This window comes from Paenibacillus sophorae, assembly GCF_018966525.1.
In the GTDB taxonomy this organism is placed as follows: Bacteria; Bacillota; Bacilli; order Paenibacillales; family Paenibacillaceae; genus Paenibacillus_AQ; species Paenibacillus_AQ sophorae.
Genome location: NZ_CP076607.1, coordinates 4,790,437 through 4,803,839 on the forward strand (window position 1 = coordinate 4,790,437; position 13,403 = coordinate 4,803,839).

The 13,403-nt window shown below is 48.9% G+C and carries 16 protein-coding genes; 6 read left to right on the forward strand and 10 right to left on the reverse strand.

Annotated elements, in window-relative coordinates:
• Positions 1–10 precede the first annotated feature (10 nt).
• The 6 genes from KP014_RS23230 to KP014_RS23255 form a co-directional block, all read right to left on the reverse strand.
• Entirely contained in the window at positions 11–184 is a 174-nt protein-coding gene (locus KP014_RS23230; RefSeq protein ID WP_175491848.1) for a hypothetical protein, read from the reverse strand.
• A gap of 11 nt (positions 185–195) precedes the next feature.
• On the reverse strand, positions 196–987 hold the full coding sequence (locus KP014_RS23235) for a formate/nitrite transporter family protein (protein WP_036597042.1): 792 nt from the start codon (positions 985–987) through the stop codon (positions 196–198).
• 35 nt (positions 988–1,022) lie between these two features.
• Entirely contained in the window at positions 1,023–1,343 is a 321-nt protein-coding gene (gene nirD / locus KP014_RS23240) for a nitrite reductase small subunit NirD (RefSeq protein ID WP_051500215.1), read from the reverse strand.
• A 28-nt stretch (positions 1,344–1,371) separates the two neighbouring features.
• Positions 1,372–3,801: a nitrite reductase large subunit NirB gene (gene nirB, locus KP014_RS23245; RefSeq protein WP_090834140.1), complete on the reverse strand. Its 2,430-nt coding sequence runs from the start codon at positions 3,799–3,801 to the stop codon at positions 1,372–1,374.
• Between the two features lie 236 nt (positions 3,802–4,037).
• Complete coding sequence (gene ric / locus KP014_RS23250; protein ID WP_036597045.1) at positions 4,038–4,742, reverse strand: iron-sulfur cluster repair di-iron protein; 705 nt, start codon at positions 4,740–4,742, stop codon at positions 4,038–4,040.
• A 110-nt stretch (positions 4,743–4,852) separates the two neighbouring features.
• Positions 4,853–5,578: a hypothetical protein gene (locus KP014_RS23255; RefSeq protein ID WP_036597046.1), complete on the reverse strand. Its 726-nt coding sequence runs from the start codon at positions 5,576–5,578 to the stop codon at positions 4,853–4,855.
• A 187-nt stretch (positions 5,579–5,765) separates the two neighbouring features.
• Between KP014_RS23255 and KP014_RS23260 the strand changes: the two genes are divergently transcribed.
• Positions 5,766–5,912, forward strand: coding sequence for a hypothetical protein (locus tag KP014_RS23260; RefSeq protein WP_216700412.1), 147 nt, complete (start codon positions 5,766–5,768; stop codon positions 5,910–5,912).
• Between the two features lie 5 nt (positions 5,913–5,917).
• Here the strand turns inward: KP014_RS23260 and KP014_RS23265 are convergent, their stop codons facing one another.
• Entirely contained in the window at positions 5,918–6,514 is a 597-nt protein-coding gene (locus KP014_RS23265) for a TetR/AcrR family transcriptional regulator (protein ID WP_216700413.1), read from the reverse strand.
• Positions 6,515–6,636: 122 nt separating this feature from the next.
• On the opposite strand from KP014_RS23265, the gene KP014_RS23270 reads away from it, so the two are divergent.
• Together KP014_RS23270 and KP014_RS23275 are read left to right on the forward strand one after the other, a co-directional pair.
• On the forward strand, positions 6,637–7,857 hold the full coding sequence (locus KP014_RS23270; protein WP_036597049.1) for a macrolide family glycosyltransferase: 1,221 nt from the start codon (positions 6,637–6,639) through the stop codon (positions 7,855–7,857).
• Positions 7,858–7,895: 38 nt separating this feature from the next.
• Positions 7,896–9,110 carry a macrolide family glycosyltransferase gene (locus tag KP014_RS23275; protein WP_036597050.1) on the forward strand — a complete coding sequence of 405 codons (1,215 nt, stop codon included), beginning with the start codon at positions 7,896–7,898 and terminating at the stop codon, positions 9,108–9,110.
• An 87-nt stretch (positions 9,111–9,197) separates the two neighbouring features.
• On the opposite strand, the gene KP014_RS23280 is transcribed toward KP014_RS23275, so the two are convergent.
• Together KP014_RS23280 and KP014_RS23285 are read right to left on the reverse strand one after the other, a co-directional pair.
• Complete coding sequence (locus KP014_RS23280; protein ID WP_025703145.1) at positions 9,198–9,515, reverse strand: winged helix-turn-helix transcriptional regulator; 318 nt, start codon at positions 9,513–9,515, stop codon at positions 9,198–9,200.
• A 125-nt stretch (positions 9,516–9,640) separates the two neighbouring features.
• Complete coding sequence (locus tag KP014_RS23285; RefSeq protein ID WP_036597052.1) at positions 9,641–9,961, reverse strand: hypothetical protein; 321 nt, start codon at positions 9,959–9,961, stop codon at positions 9,641–9,643.
• A gap of 162 nt (positions 9,962–10,123) precedes the next feature.
• On the opposite strand from KP014_RS23285, the gene KP014_RS23290 reads away from it, so the two are divergent.
• Positions 10,124–10,744: a TVP38/TMEM64 family protein gene (locus KP014_RS23290; protein ID WP_246590569.1), complete on the forward strand. Its 621-nt coding sequence runs from the start codon at positions 10,124–10,126 to the stop codon at positions 10,742–10,744.
• Positions 10,745–10,832: 88 nt separating this feature from the next.
• Complete coding sequence (msrB, locus tag KP014_RS23295; RefSeq protein WP_036596054.1) at positions 10,833–11,813, forward strand: peptide-methionine (R)-S-oxide reductase MsrB; 981 nt, start codon at positions 10,833–10,835, stop codon at positions 11,811–11,813.
• A 74-nt stretch (positions 11,814–11,887) separates the two neighbouring features.
• Here the strand turns inward: msrB and KP014_RS23300 are convergent, their stop codons facing one another.
• Complete coding sequence (locus KP014_RS23300) at positions 11,888–13,027, reverse strand: DUF4349 domain-containing protein (protein ID WP_063619493.1); 1,140 nt, start codon at positions 13,025–13,027, stop codon at positions 11,888–11,890.
• 222 nt (positions 13,028–13,249) lie between these two features.
• Between KP014_RS23300 and KP014_RS23305 the strand changes: the two genes are divergently transcribed.
• Complete coding sequence (locus tag KP014_RS23305; RefSeq protein WP_081754946.1) at positions 13,250–13,402, forward strand: DUF1540 domain-containing protein; 153 nt, start codon at positions 13,250–13,252, stop codon at positions 13,400–13,402.
• Position 13,403: the final 1 nt, after the last annotated feature.

The window sequence follows — 13,403 nt, forward strand, 5'->3', positions numbered from 1 at the left end:
TATTCCTTCCTCAGTGAAACATAAATTGTTCGTGTTTTTTGACCCTTTGATTTTCGTGGTCAGGGCGCCCTGTTTGGGCGCTTTTTTTCTTCTGTTTCAGAAACAATATTTTCATATAGCTTTGCTCGGTAAAAAAATAAACGGCAAGCCTCCAATCACCCGGAGACTTGCCGTTCTTTCTCATACACTTGAATCCTATTGCTTGCTGCGGACGGAACGGACGGGTGAAATAACCCAGTAAGCCATGCCGACGAATACGCCGCCGCCGATCATGTTGCCCAGCGTGACCGGGATCATGTTATGCAGCCAACCGGCCAAGCTGACGGTCTCCGGATGGTTCGGCAGCAGCAGCGCCACGCTCATCAGTGTCATGTTCGCCACACTGTGCTCGTAGCCGCTGGCGATGAAGGCAAGCAGGCACCACCAGATCAGCACCAGCTTGGCGCCTTCGCTCTTCACCCGGGACGACATCCAGATCGCCAGACAGACCAGCCAGTTACACAGAATGCCGCGGAAGAACAATTCGGAAATAGGCAGGCTCATCTTTTTGGCTGCCGCTGCAAAGATTAGATGATCAGGGGAAGCGGCCTTGAAGAGTCCCGTTCCTTGCACCAGCCAGGCCAGCAGCAGCGCGCCGGCAAGGTTGCCTAGAAAGACGATAATCCAGTTCTTGATCGTATCCCACACGCTTGTTCTGCCTGCGAGGGTGCTGGCGGTAAAGAACATGTTATTTCCGGTAAACAGCTCCGAACCGGCAAAGATGACCAGCGTCAGCGCGATGCCGAAGGTTGCTCCCATTACGAGCGGCTGGAAAGGCGACTTGGCCGCTGCCAGAGGCGCCCCCAAAGTAAAGATCAGGATGATGCCGATACCGACATAAGCGCCGGCAAGCAGCGCCGCCAATGCATAACGCGGCAAGCTTTCATTCATTTTGTCGCGTTTGGCAACCGCCGCTTCAATAATATTTTCCACACTTTGCGTAAACATGCCCCTAACACCCCATTATTTTCTCTATAATATCCTTAAATTGCGATAACCACAGTGTCTCCATCAACCTGAACGGGATAAGCCGCCGCCTGTCCCTTGTCGGGCGCTTGAACCTCGCCGGTGCGTAAATCGATTTTCCAATCGTACAGCGGGTCGTACAAGTAGTATCCGGATACGATTCCCTCGGCCAGAGGGCCGCCTTTCGGATGGGGACTACGATTCTCCAGAGCGTAGAACTCGTCCCCCGAAGTGCGGAACACGGCCAGCTCCTTGCCTTCGATAACGATCACACGGCCGATTTGCTTCAGATATTCTTCCACCTTGCCTGCGGCATAGGGTTTTCTTGCTGCTTCCATTGCCCTCTCTCCTTTTTCCCGGATTGATTTAACGGATCTCCGTCGCTTCAAACAGCGCGGAGCGTGTCGCGCCGTCGATCAGCATTTTTTTCCACGGATCTTGAACCTGGGTCAAGGCGAAGTCGATGCGATGCGCAAGCGCCTTGCGCTCCTCTTCGTTGTCCAGAATGGCAGTCTTGATATGCTCCAGCCCTATTCGTTCCACCCATTCAGATGTTCTTTCCAGGTAATTACCGGTTTCACGGTAGTACTGCATAACGGCGGAGCAGATCCCCACCAGTTCTTCGTCCGTCTTCACTTTGCAGAAAGAATCTGCTATCCGCGGCTTGATGCCGCCGTTGCCGCCGATGAACACTTCCCAGCCTCCATCGTTGCCGACAATGCCGATGTCCTTCGTGCAGGATTCCGCGCAGTTCCGCGGGCAGCCGTTCACGGCCATTTTAAATTTGGCGGGGAAATCAAGCCGTTCATACTTCCGCTCCAGCAGCGCTCCCATGCTCATCGAATCCTGAGTGCCGAACCGGCAGAACTGGGAGCCTACGCAGGTCTTGACCGTCCGCAGCGATTTGGCATAAGCATAGCCGGAAGGCATGTCCAGCTCCTCCCATACTTTGGGCACATCCTCTTTCTTGATGCCGATCAGATCCAGACGCTGTCCGCCGGTTACTTTGACGACTTTGACATCATACTTGATGGAGACATCGGCAATTCGCTTCAGATCTTCCGGAGTGGTCACCCCGCCGTACATCCGCGGAACGACTGTGAATGTGCCGTCTTTCTGAATGTTCGCGCTCATCCGTTCGTTGACGAAGCGGGATTCCTTCTCGTCTTCATGCGTATCCGGATAGATCATGCCCAGATAATAGTTGACCGCCGGACGGCATTTCGAGCAGCCCTCTTCCTGTTTCCATCCAAGGACGTTCATAACCTCTTTGGTCGTTGTCAGTCCTTTGGCCCGGATTTGTGCCACAATTTCATCCCGGCTGAGCGTCGTACAGCTGCAAATCCCGGTCTTCGCGCTCTGCTCGAAGCCGTCGCCGAGCACGTACTGCAGAATCTGTTCCACGACCGGCTTACAGCCTCCGCAGGATCGTGTAGCGCCGGTGCAGGCCTTGATTTCGTCCACGGTTGTGAAGCCGTTATCGGTGATGGCGTCCACAATCGCCTTCTTGGTCACACCATTGCAGCCGCAGACGATTTCCTCGTCAGACATGCTTTCGACGGACGCCGTCTTCTTGGCCCCGCCTCCGCCACAGCAGCCGGTGCCCATAACGTCCGCATAAATGTCGTCGGTCATCACTGCGCCCTGCTTCACCAGTTTCTGCAGGCTGCCGGATTCCGTCACATCGCCGAACAGAACGGCGCCGACAATGATGTTGTCCCTCAGCAAAATTTTCTTGTAGGTTCTCTTCCAGTCATCTTTGGCGGAAATAACCGTGTGCTCCGGAGTATCGATGAATTCCCCGGCAGAGAAGACGTCGACGCCGGAAATCTTCAGCTTGGTCGAGACGACCGAACCTTCATAAGGCTTGGTTTCCACGCCGCATAAATGCTTCGCGAGTACGGTGCCCTGCTCGAACAGCGGGGCTACCAGGCCGTAGCAGACGCCGCGGTGCTCGGTGCATTCGCCGACGGAATACACGTCCGCAAGCGACGTTTGTAAGTAGTCGTTCACCACGATGCCCCGGTTCACTTCAATACCGCTGGCCTTCGCCACCGACACATTCGGCTTGATGCCGACAGCCATAACGACAAACTGCGCTTCCAGCTCCGTACCGTCGATAAAGCGCAGACCGCTTACCCGCTCATCGCCGGTCAGCTCCACCGTCTGCTTGCCCATGGCGAACTTGACGCCCTGTCGTTCCAGTTCCGCTTTCAGCATCGAAGCAGCGGTATGGTCCAACTGGCGCTCCATCAGGTCTTCCATCAGATGGACGACCGTTACGTCCATGCCAAGGTTCACGAGCCCTTTCGCCGCTTCGAGGCCGAGCAATCCGCCGCCGATGACAGCCGCTTTGCCATACTGCTTCGCGGCTTCCAGCATCGCTTCACAGTCGGCGATGTCGCGGAAGCCGACGACGCCTTCCCTACCGCTGCCAGGGATTGGTAGAATGAACGAATTGGAACCCGTTGCGATAATGACTTTATCGTAATCAACGGTCAAACCGTTCTCCGTAATAACCTGCCGCTTGTCTCCGTCGATACGGGCTACCGTCGTTCCCGTATGCAGAGTAATTCCATTATCCTTGTACCAGCTCCAGTCGTTCAGGATAATATCGTCCACTGTTTTGCTTCCTTCAAGGACGTAAGACAGCATAATACGGTTGTAGTTCGGATGAGGCTCGCTGCCGAAGACAGTGATGTCGTATGCGCCGCCAAGCTTCAAAATCTGTTCGATGGTACCGACACCTGCCATGCCGTTGCCGATCAGTACTAATTTTTCTCGAATCGATGTCATTGTCAGGTCCTCCTCAAAGCTTTGATTGTCTTCTCTTGTATCTTTATACCGGAATTATACATTTTACATTTTTGTGCCGCGTGACTGCAGTCACATCAATAGTGAAAGATTTCACACTAACTTGTAACAACTTTTAACGCTTCCCCTATTGACAAACCGCTCATTTTAGTCAACCAAAACAGCCGATTCTCCTGAAACAATCACGTCTCGGAAAATCGGCTGCTATAAAAAATCAATTATTGATATCGCGGGAACAGAATATTGTTCTCCAGATGTACATGCTCAAAGGTCATGCCTTCTAGTTCTTCCAGCCGCGCATAAGTCAGACGGTAGGTCGTGCAGGCATGCTCAGGGGGAGTGAAGTCGCTGGTGACGGCTCGAAGCTGTCTCAGAAGGTTCCCCGCAGCGTCATGCTCCTCTTCCAAATTATGAAGAGCCCCCCGCAGCGCGGATAAAGATTCTGCGTCCCCCTTTTGCTCGTAGGCAAGAATACTCGGGAAATCCTGCGCTTCTTCTTTCGCCGTGTGCTCCAGCAATTCATCCTTCAACTGGTTGAACAGGCGGTACAGCTCGGCCAGATGTGGAGAGTCTCCGCCGTGCACATGAAACACTTTGGCAACATTCTGTCCGATCAGCGGAAGCTCTTCGCGCAGATAACGGTGATGTTTGCTTACAATATGGCCGATCAGCGCTTCGGACGATGCTTCGTTCCAGACTGTATCTTCCTCAAGAACAGGATACTGCTCCACCAGCTTGTACAAATCGCCGAGGACGGCGCCCGCATCTAAACCGCGCTCGTCCGCTGCCGACCGAAGCGGCCTCACGCCGCCGCAGCAGAAATCGATTTTGTTTGCCTTGAAGTAGTCCGCTGCTTTTGGGAACTGCAGCACAATATCTCTTACCATCGTATCACTATTGAATAAGGGTTGTTTTATGCTCATTATGGCTCCTCCTCAGGGGTGCTTTTTATCTACTTTTACACCTTAACCCCGGAGAGAGAGCTTCCGTGTGATTGGAATCACGGCAAATCCATCAACATATTGAACAGATCTTATTGCACATAGGCTTCCATGTAAGTGCGCTTGCCCGCAGCGTCCTTCAAGTAAGGCCCAAGTCCGGCAAATTGGGTCTGATTGACATACACGCCGGTCATCCATCTTCCTTCCGTCAAACCGCCATCCCATTGGAGCACAAGGTCAGGAGCGGCGATCCACTCCTGAAAGACGCGGACCTCCATGTCCGTGTATGCTTTGCAGGGCTTTTTAAGCTCCCGAAAACGGACGTCATTGACATAGGTGGGCACAAAATAGGCCGATATCGTCTCCAGATCATCACCATCAAGAAATGCCTCGGCGCCAAGAAAAGGATGAAGCATCAGCGTTTTTTCAAATAAAGACCAAATAACCGCCTGAAGAATCAGGCTTTGTCTTCTGCCGTTATGAAACGTGTAGGTACGCCGCTGATCCGATACATCCGTACTGCTTTCCGATTCGCCCTTTTCCAAACAGTGTCTCTCACAACCGATGCATTTCCAGCCCGAGGGCCCTTGAATCCATTTCTGAAACACCGTGCCGCCGTCGCCGTTACCTTTGTATAGAGAAGAAATTATGCTGTAAGGCACTGCAAACGTAGCGTCCCATAACGAGGCAGGCATGTGGCTGTGCAGCATGAACAGCGTCTTATCATAAATAAGCTGCACTTTAACGGATGCGCTTTCCAGCTCGGCGACATCCTTTTTTCCATAACCTATCTCCCGCGAGAGCAGGGTGGTCTTCATCTTGCTCGCCTCCCTCAATTTGCCCCGCATGGCGGGGGAATTTATAAAGGAATGAATTCAGGTGTGTACAGCAATCCGAAAGACATAGCCGTTACGTCACGATGTGTAAAGGCGGTTTGACACAGCATTTTAGTAAGCGCTTCCAACAAACAAGGAACATTCGTTTTTTCTATTATATTACTTCTTTATGATTATTGTGCAAGTTTTTTCTCAGGGAAGAAGCGCAAACAACAAAATACCCGTCATTCCTTGGAATGGCGGGCGGTTTGCTCCGACTGAAGCCGGTATTTCATTGGGGGATGCCGAGTCGCTTTTTGAACGCTTTGGAGAATGAGATTATCACAAACTCTCCAATTGATCCGCAAGGCTATATAAAATATCAGGCACATAAATGCCTTGTTCAATAAATGACTTTCCAAATTCACTCATGATTGCTCTCATCTCTTCAAAAGACAACGGCATATCGTTCTTGAGCCAGTCTACTATGATCGTTAAACCTCCCGCAATTTGATACTGTATTGAATATTTAAAATGTAATTCGTTTAATTTGTCTGTAGTCTTATGTTCTTTATTATACAGATGTACTAAATATTTTATGAATTCCTCAAATCGCTCAAATATTAAATAATCAGGTACAGTATTGATGACTTTTAGTAAAGGTTCACGATGCTTCTTCAAATGCGCAAAGAGGAGATCAGAAAGAACATCATGCTGATTATTGCCCTGCCATTTTTTTATTATTGTTAGTCGCTGTTTAAATATATCATCTAAATATTGGATAATGATGTCATCTTTACTTTTATAATTCCTGTAGAAGGTCTGTCTGGCGACTCCTGCTTTTTTTGTAATGCTGGTAATTTTAATCTGATCGTAGGGTGTGGTCTCCAATAATATAAGCAACGCTTCAAAAATCCATTCTCTGGTTTGATGCAACACTTTCACCTCTTTTGTCTATTTTCGTGGATAAAATCTCTATTAAAATTGAACTCTATTTTTACATATACTATAATTTATTCCATCACCTGGCACAATTCTAATCCAAATGGAGGTCGATCAAAGTGAAGAAAACTCATATTGCAATGATTAATATTCCTGCTTACGGACATATCAATCCCACACTCGCCGTTGTAGCGGAGCTTGTAAAAAGAGGCTATAAAGTGACTTATCCGGCAACAGAAAATTTCATACCGGTTGTTAAGGAAACAGAGGTTTCGGTTCTTCCCTATCATTCGGACTCAATGGATCTATTTGAACAACTAAATCATGTCAAACAAATTAGTGAAGCCATAAGCACCCATTCGGAAAATCTCCCCATGAGATTCCTTGAAGAAGCGATATCCACTTACTATCAACTCGAGCAGATGTATGCGGATGATCTTCCGGATTTAATTCTGTTTGATTTTATGGCGCTGGCTGGAAAACTGTTTGCCGCAAAGCACGGCATAGACGCGGTACGGCTGTACTCTTCCTATGCAAATAATGAGCATATATCGTTGTTACCTGATGTTACGGACGAGGTCAAGAATGAATTAGCGTCAAAGCTGAAGGCTTTTTCGGAGAAGGAAGGGATTCAGGGTGTATCCTTTATGGAATTATTCACTCCGGAGAAATTGAATATTGCCTTTATGCCTCGTGCTTTTCAGCTTAAAGGCGATCTGTTTGACGAACACTTCCTTTTTGTTGGTCCGTCTATTGGCAAGCGCAGCTATGATGAAAGCCTGCCGATCGAAGAGAATAATGACCGCCCTGTCATGCTGATATCGTTAGGTACGATTTTCAACCCATGGCCGGAATTCTATAAAATGTGCATCGAAGCTTTTCGCGACTCCGGTTGGCAGGTAGTCATGTCCACTGGATCTAAGATCAGTCCGGAAAGTTTGGGCGACATTCCAGATAACTTTATTGTCCGCCAGCAGATCCCGCAGCTTGAAATTCTCCCTCATGCCCGGTTGTTTATTACGCATGGCGGCATGAACAGCACAATGGAAGCGTTGAGCTACGGCGTGCCTCTGGTTGTCATCCCACAGATGTTTGAGCAGGAAGTGACCGCCCGCCGCGTAACGGAATTGGGATTAGGGCAGCATTTTCTGCCGGATGAAGTAACCGTTGAAATTTTACAGAAATCTGTTCAAGAAGTTTCAGAGGACAAGCAATTGAAGCAGCATGTGTATGACATGCAGAAGAACATTCAAGAAGCTGGCGGGGCTAAAAAAGCCGCTGAAGCCATTGAAAAGTTCTTAAATGAATCCACCCGGCATAATATACATGTTGCACACTAGAGTATTTTATAGAAGAAATAAGAAGAGGATGTGAAGAGATGTCAGAAGTACTTTTTTTAAGTATCCCGGCTCATGGTCATGTTAATCCGACACTCGGATTGGTAAATGAATTAATCAATCAAGGTGAGGAAGTCACTTATTTTTGTACAGAAGAGTTTAAAGAAAAAATCGAAAAAACCGGTGCTGAATTTAAAAGTTATAAGGTAGAATCAATCTTTGCTAACAGAAAAGACAACACGCCTCAAGACACGGGGTTAGAGAGATTATTCGATAATATTAATGAAGCGCTCAAGTCAAGCGATAAAATAATAGAAGATGTTTTAGATCAAATTAAGGATAAACATTTTGATTATATTATGTATACGGCGATGTATCCATTTGGAAATGCTTTTGCTCAAATCTTAAAAATTCCTTCGGTTTCTTCCTTTGCCGTATTTGCTACTCCCAAGGAACTTATGGCCCAGCACAAAGAATTCAACAATGAAGAGCTAATGAAAAATCATCCTGTTATGGAAACTTACAAAAAAGTAACAAAACAATTGAAAGAAGCCTATGGGGTGGAAATGCCGGATAACCTAATGAGCTTATTTTTTAATAAAGGCGATATTAATATTGCCTATACTTCAAAATATTTTGTTTCCCATCCGGAGTATTATGATGACAGCTTTAAATTTATCGGACCGCCAATCTATGACCGGCAAGAGAATTTGGATTTTCCTTTTGAACGATTGGAAGGCAAAAAAGTCGTCTATATTTCACTCGGCACCGTGTTTAATACGGACACCAAGCTTTATGAACTTTTCTTTAAAACTTTTGCCAATAGCGATGCTGTTGTGGTAATGACTGCTTACAATGTGGATTTATCTGAATTTGAAATACCTGGTCATTTTATTGTAAGAAATTTTGTGCCTCAATCGGAGATTTTAAAGTATACCGACGTGGCAATAACTCATGCAGGTATGAATAGTACTAGTGATTTATTGTATAATAATGTGCCTTTTGTAGCGATTCCTATAGGAGCAGACCAGCCTTACATGGCGGGAAGATCTGCAGAACTCGGAGCGGCCATTTCTCTTGATAAGGACACACTTACTCCGGATTTATTAAAGGATTCTGTGGAAAAGGTTTTAAACGATCCAAGCTATGTTGAAAATATTAAGAAGATCAGTGATTCTTTTAAACAGGCCGGCGGCTATAAAAAAGCGGTTGAAGAGATTTTTAAATTAAAAAGCGAAAGAGGTATTCTCGTTTAAATTGCAAAATCCTATATTTTGAAAAAGAAAACTGGCGCCGATAGATTCGACGTCAGTTTTCTGGTTGTTCTGCTGCTTGCCCCGCCTTTACTTCACCCACTGTTCCGCCCATTTCTGAATCTGCTCCATGACGGGCTCCAGCGCGCGGCCTTTTTCCGTAAGCTCGTACTCAATACGCACAGGCGTCTCCGGATAGACATGCCGCTCCAGAATGCCCTCGCTCTCCAGATCCTTCATCCGTTCCGACAGCATTTTATCGCTCATCAAGGGAATAAGGCCGGATATGTCCTTAAAACGTTTCGGTCCGCTCATCAGTGTCTTAATAATGAGGCCGTTCCACCGTTTGCCCAGAAAAGAGAATGCCGTCTCGAAGCGGGGACACAACGCCAATTGATGCTCTTCCATTGTTCTCACCTCTCGCTAATTAAAACTTACATTTAGTTAGTACATATAATTTTACCACATTACGTTCCTATTGAACATTGTTTTCCAAAAAAAGTTATGGCCGCCAAGATCCAGTTAAGCTGCCGCTACTGGCCACGTTCCCCCTGCGCTCTTGCAGCTATCGCCTCGGTGATGACAAAAGCCAGGTCATCGTTTCCATATAGTGAAAGCACTCCGAGCACCGTATCATCCGAAATAAAACCGGACTCGTCCACAGGCACAGTCAGCGCAAGGGCCTTGGCAAGCTGTTCATTGCCATGCTGCTGCGGGTAGGCCTGCAAATATATGGCTTCCGGATCAAGACCGTTATTCACGCACCATTGGGCGAATACGAGAATCATCATTTCTTCGTCGCGCCTATAGCTTTCCACAATCTGGTCTTCCACCGATTTGCGGTAATCATCCATTCTCTTCCCCCTCTCTGCCTGTTCTGTCCCTTGCGGCAACGGCCGCTTCAACTCTAATGAACTATTATACCCTGCCAAGACAATCCGACAAATGAGTTTTCTTCTATTCTTCAATTTTTTTCAGTATGATGGGTGAAGATGAAACGGAAAGGACATATTACAATGAGAAAATGGCTGCTGGCGCTGAGTTATGTTTCGGGCATGGGCGCCGCGTTTATCTACAGATATACTATTCTTGACTGGCTCGGCCAAGACGGGCATGCTCTGCTCTCGATCCTGGCCGCGGCCGCGCTGGCTTTGTTCCCTGTCGTGCCATATAAAGCCGTCATCGGACTGTTCGGATATGTTTACGGAAGTCTGGCTGGCGGAGCAATGTGCTGGCTGGCGACAACAGCGGCTGCGGCGCTGATGTTCGGCGGCGTCAAATGGCTGTTTCCGGAAAAAGGACGCGCTTATTTGTCATCAATTCCGGCGCTGGACAAATTCACGGCTGCCGTTCAGCGGCATCCCTTCGCCTCTGTCGTTGCGGCCCGCCTGCTGCCGGTAATACCGCAATCAGCGGTCAATGTGTACGCCGCTGCGGCGGGCCTGCCCTTCTGGAGCTTTATCCTTGCTTCGGGTCTGGGTAAAATTCCGGGCATTGCTCTCTTCGCCTTTCTCGGCGGAAGCGCCCGGGAGCATCCCGCAGCCGCCGGAATAGCCGCGGCGCTGTACATTGCGGCGCTCCTATTGTTCGGTATTCTGCTAAAAGGCGGCTGGCACCGGAGCAAAGGTTCAGCCTGAAGCTTGCGCTTGTTGGCATAAAGTATTTATATGGTTTATAATTAAATTGTGTTCTATTTAATTGTTTGATTTAATAGGAGGGACAACTATGAGTGACAATCCGAGTAACCAAACAGGCTCCCGCACCGAAAAAGCGACTTTTGCAGGCGGCTGCTTCTGGTGTATGGTCTCCCCGTTCGAGGAACTGCCCGGCATTATCGATGTCGTCTCCGGCTATACCGGGGGGCATACGGTCAATCCGACTTACGAAGAGGTCTGCTCCGAAACAACGGGCCATGCCGAAGCCGTGCAAATCACGTTCGATCCTTCAATCTTTCCATACAGCAAGCTGCTCGAGCTGTTCTGGCAGCAAATTGATCCGACGGATGAAGGCGGCCAGTTCCATGACCGCGGCTCTTCCTACCGGACGGCGATCTTCTATCACAATGAGGAGCAGCGCAAGGAAGCCGAGGCATCCAAGATCGCAACCGAGCAAAGCGGCCGCTTCTCGGGGCCAGTTGTGACGCCTATTGTTCCGGCTGGAATTTTTTATCCTGCGGAAGATTACCATCAGGGTTATCACCGCAAAAATCCGGGCCATTACAAACGCTACCGCAAAGCCTCCGGCCGGGAAGACTTTATCGAGAGCCATTGGTCGCATAAAGATGACAAGCAGAGCCTGAAGCAGCGGCTTACGCCCCTGCAATACGAGGTAACGCAGAATAATGCCACGGAATCCCCTTTTCAAAATGAATATTGGGATCATCACGGAGAAGGCATTTATGTGGACATCGTATCCGGAGAGCCCCTCTTTAGTTCCAAGGATAAATATGATTCCGGCTGCGGATGGCCCAGCTTCACCCGGCCGCTTCGCGACTACTCGGTGAAAGAGAAGACCGATCTCAGCCATTTGATGATCCGCACGGAGGTACGCAGCAAAGAAGCGGATTCGCATCTCGGCCATGTCTTTAACGACGGACCGGGACCGAACGGTCTCCGCTACTGCATCAATTCCGCCGCGCTGCGCTTCGTTCCAAGGGAGGATCTTGAAGAGGAAGGTTATGGCGAATACCGCGTCTTATTCCAATAATACGCCTCTCCTATACAGCAGGAATGCAACAAAAGCCTCCAGAACGGGCTTCGCCCGTCCGGAGGCTTGTTCACTTATTTGTCTTCTGGCGGTTCCAGCGCCTGCGGCGCATCTCCAGGCTTATCTTCCCCGTCCGTCCGGCTTTTGCTTTGTCCAGCCGTTCTGTAAGCATCCTCCTCTTTACTCCGATTGGCTTCCCGAATCAGCAGCGAAGCCTCTTCGCGGCGGCGGCGTCTTGAACGCCGGAACCAGAGCAGCACGGCCAGAATGAGGCCGGCTCCGATCAGTATCGGCAGCGCCCCTGCCAGGACGATAATGAGCCAATCTAATCCCATGGAGAGTGCATTCAAGGTTCCGCGCAGCGCGTCAGAGGCTCTGCCAAATAGTGATTGCGGCTCTTCCTTACGCAAATTTAAGGTACTCTCGTCCGGCTGGTACAGCCTAAGCTCCACCGTCGAGTACAGCACATTTTGATCGATATAGCGCATTCTTCCCTTGATCTGCTCGATCTCCTCCTGAACCTTTCCAAGCTCGTTGGCAAACGATACAAGATCCGTGGCTTTGGTCGCCTTTTTCATAAATTCGACATACTGGGTTTCCAGCAGCTGCTTTGCCTTTAGGCGCGCTTCGAGGTCGACATACTCTTCGGAAACGTCCTGACCCTCGATACTGCGTTGAAGCGATTCATTCTTGATCTTCTCTAGACTGTCCAGGAAGGAAGAGAAACCGGAGGCCGGCACCTTTACGACAAACGTGCCGCCATGCTCGGAATCCGACATCGTTTCCGTGAATCCGAGAATGTAGCCGCGTGCAAGATTGATCCTATTCCGCACTTCCGTCTGCGCTTTCTCGTAATTTTCCACTTCCATGTTGAGATTGGCATGGTAGATCAGCTTCTTGTTCAATCCTGCGGCTACATCGCCGGCCGTGAAACCGCCGGAGCTGCTGACGGTTTCTTCAGCAGCTGAAAAGCTGGCGAAGTCTTTACCACTCCCCGATCCGCTCTTTTGCGCGGTTTCGGCTGAATCTGCAAGAGCAGCTGCAGCGGGAGCCCCCTCTGTGACCACATTCGATTGAAATGAGACGCTTTTGCTCATCGCGGAATTTGCAGCCTTATCCGCGCTTCCGGCGCTGCCGCCCGAACTACAGCCAGCTAGCATGACACACAACAACACCATCACCGTTACCATGTAATACATACTTCGTTTGAACATCCTTATCCCCCCAATTTATCTGTTCGTCCGATTTTAATCTCCAGACGTTTCCAGACTATGAAAGGTTGCGGAGCGCAAAGCTTTCTTGAGCGACTTCTTCAGTCATGTGCTGATGAGAGCCTTGCCAGATCACTCTAATGATCTTTTGGTATAAATCAAGAGATATGATGGAATCATACTAACGAAGAGTAATCCATTTTTATGATTGGAGGGTGAATACTCATGGCCAAAGATGTACTTTGCGAAGTGAACACCTGCACGTATTGGGCGAATGAAAACAAGTGCAATGCCGAGTCGATCTTCATTGCTTTCAACAACGTGAGACAAGCTTCCCGCTCCGAAGAAACAGATTGTGACACATTTAAAAAGAAATAAG

Bases quoted from the DNA above. Each gene is read 5' to 3' on its own strand.
- KP014_RS23230 (WP_175491848.1), bottom strand. From the start codon at position 184: ATGAGAAAGAACGGCAAGTCTCCGGGTGATTGGAGGCTTGCCGTTTAT.
- KP014_RS23235 (WP_036597042.1), bottom strand. From the start codon at position 987: ATGTTTACGCAAAGTGTGGAAAATATTATTGAAGCGGCGGTTGCCAAA.
- nirD (WP_051500215.1), bottom strand. From the start codon at position 1,343: ATGGAAGCAGCAAGAAAACCCTATGCCGCAGGCAAGGTGGAAGAATAT.
- nirB (WP_090834140.1), bottom strand. From the start codon at position 3,801: ATGACATCGATTCGAGAAAAATTAGTACTGATCGGCAACGGCATGGCA.
- ric (WP_036597045.1), bottom strand. From the start codon at position 4,742: ATGAGCATAAAACAACCCTTATTCAATAGTGATACGATGGTAAGAGAT.
- KP014_RS23255 (WP_036597046.1), bottom strand. From the start codon at position 5,578: ATGAAGACCACCCTGCTCTCGCGGGAGATAGGTTATGGAAAAAAGGAT.
- KP014_RS23260 (WP_216700412.1), top strand. From the start codon at position 5,766: ATGATTATTGTGCAAGTTTTTTCTCAGGGAAGAAGCGCAAACAACAAA.
- KP014_RS23275 (WP_036597050.1), top strand. From the start codon at position 7,896: ATGTCAGAAGTACTTTTTTTAAGTATCCCGGCTCATGGTCATGTTAAT.
- KP014_RS23280 (WP_025703145.1), bottom strand. From the start codon at position 9,515: ATGGAAGAGCATCAATTGGCGTTGTGTCCCCGCTTCGAGACGGCATTC.
- KP014_RS23285 (WP_036597052.1), bottom strand. From the start codon at position 9,961: ATGGATGATTACCGCAAATCGGTGGAAGACCAGATTGTGGAAAGCTAT.
- KP014_RS23290 (WP_246590569.1), top strand. From the start codon at position 10,124: ATGAGAAAATGGCTGCTGGCGCTGAGTTATGTTTCGGGCATGGGCGCC.
- msrB (WP_036596054.1), top strand. From the start codon at position 10,833: ATGAGTGACAATCCGAGTAACCAAACAGGCTCCCGCACCGAAAAAGCG.
- KP014_RS23300 (WP_063619493.1), bottom strand. From the start codon at position 13,027: ATGTTCAAACGAAGTATGTATTACATGGTAACGGTGATGGTGTTGTTG.
- KP014_RS23305 (WP_081754946.1), top strand. From the start codon at position 13,250: ATGGCCAAAGATGTACTTTGCGAAGTGAACACCTGCACGTATTGGGCG.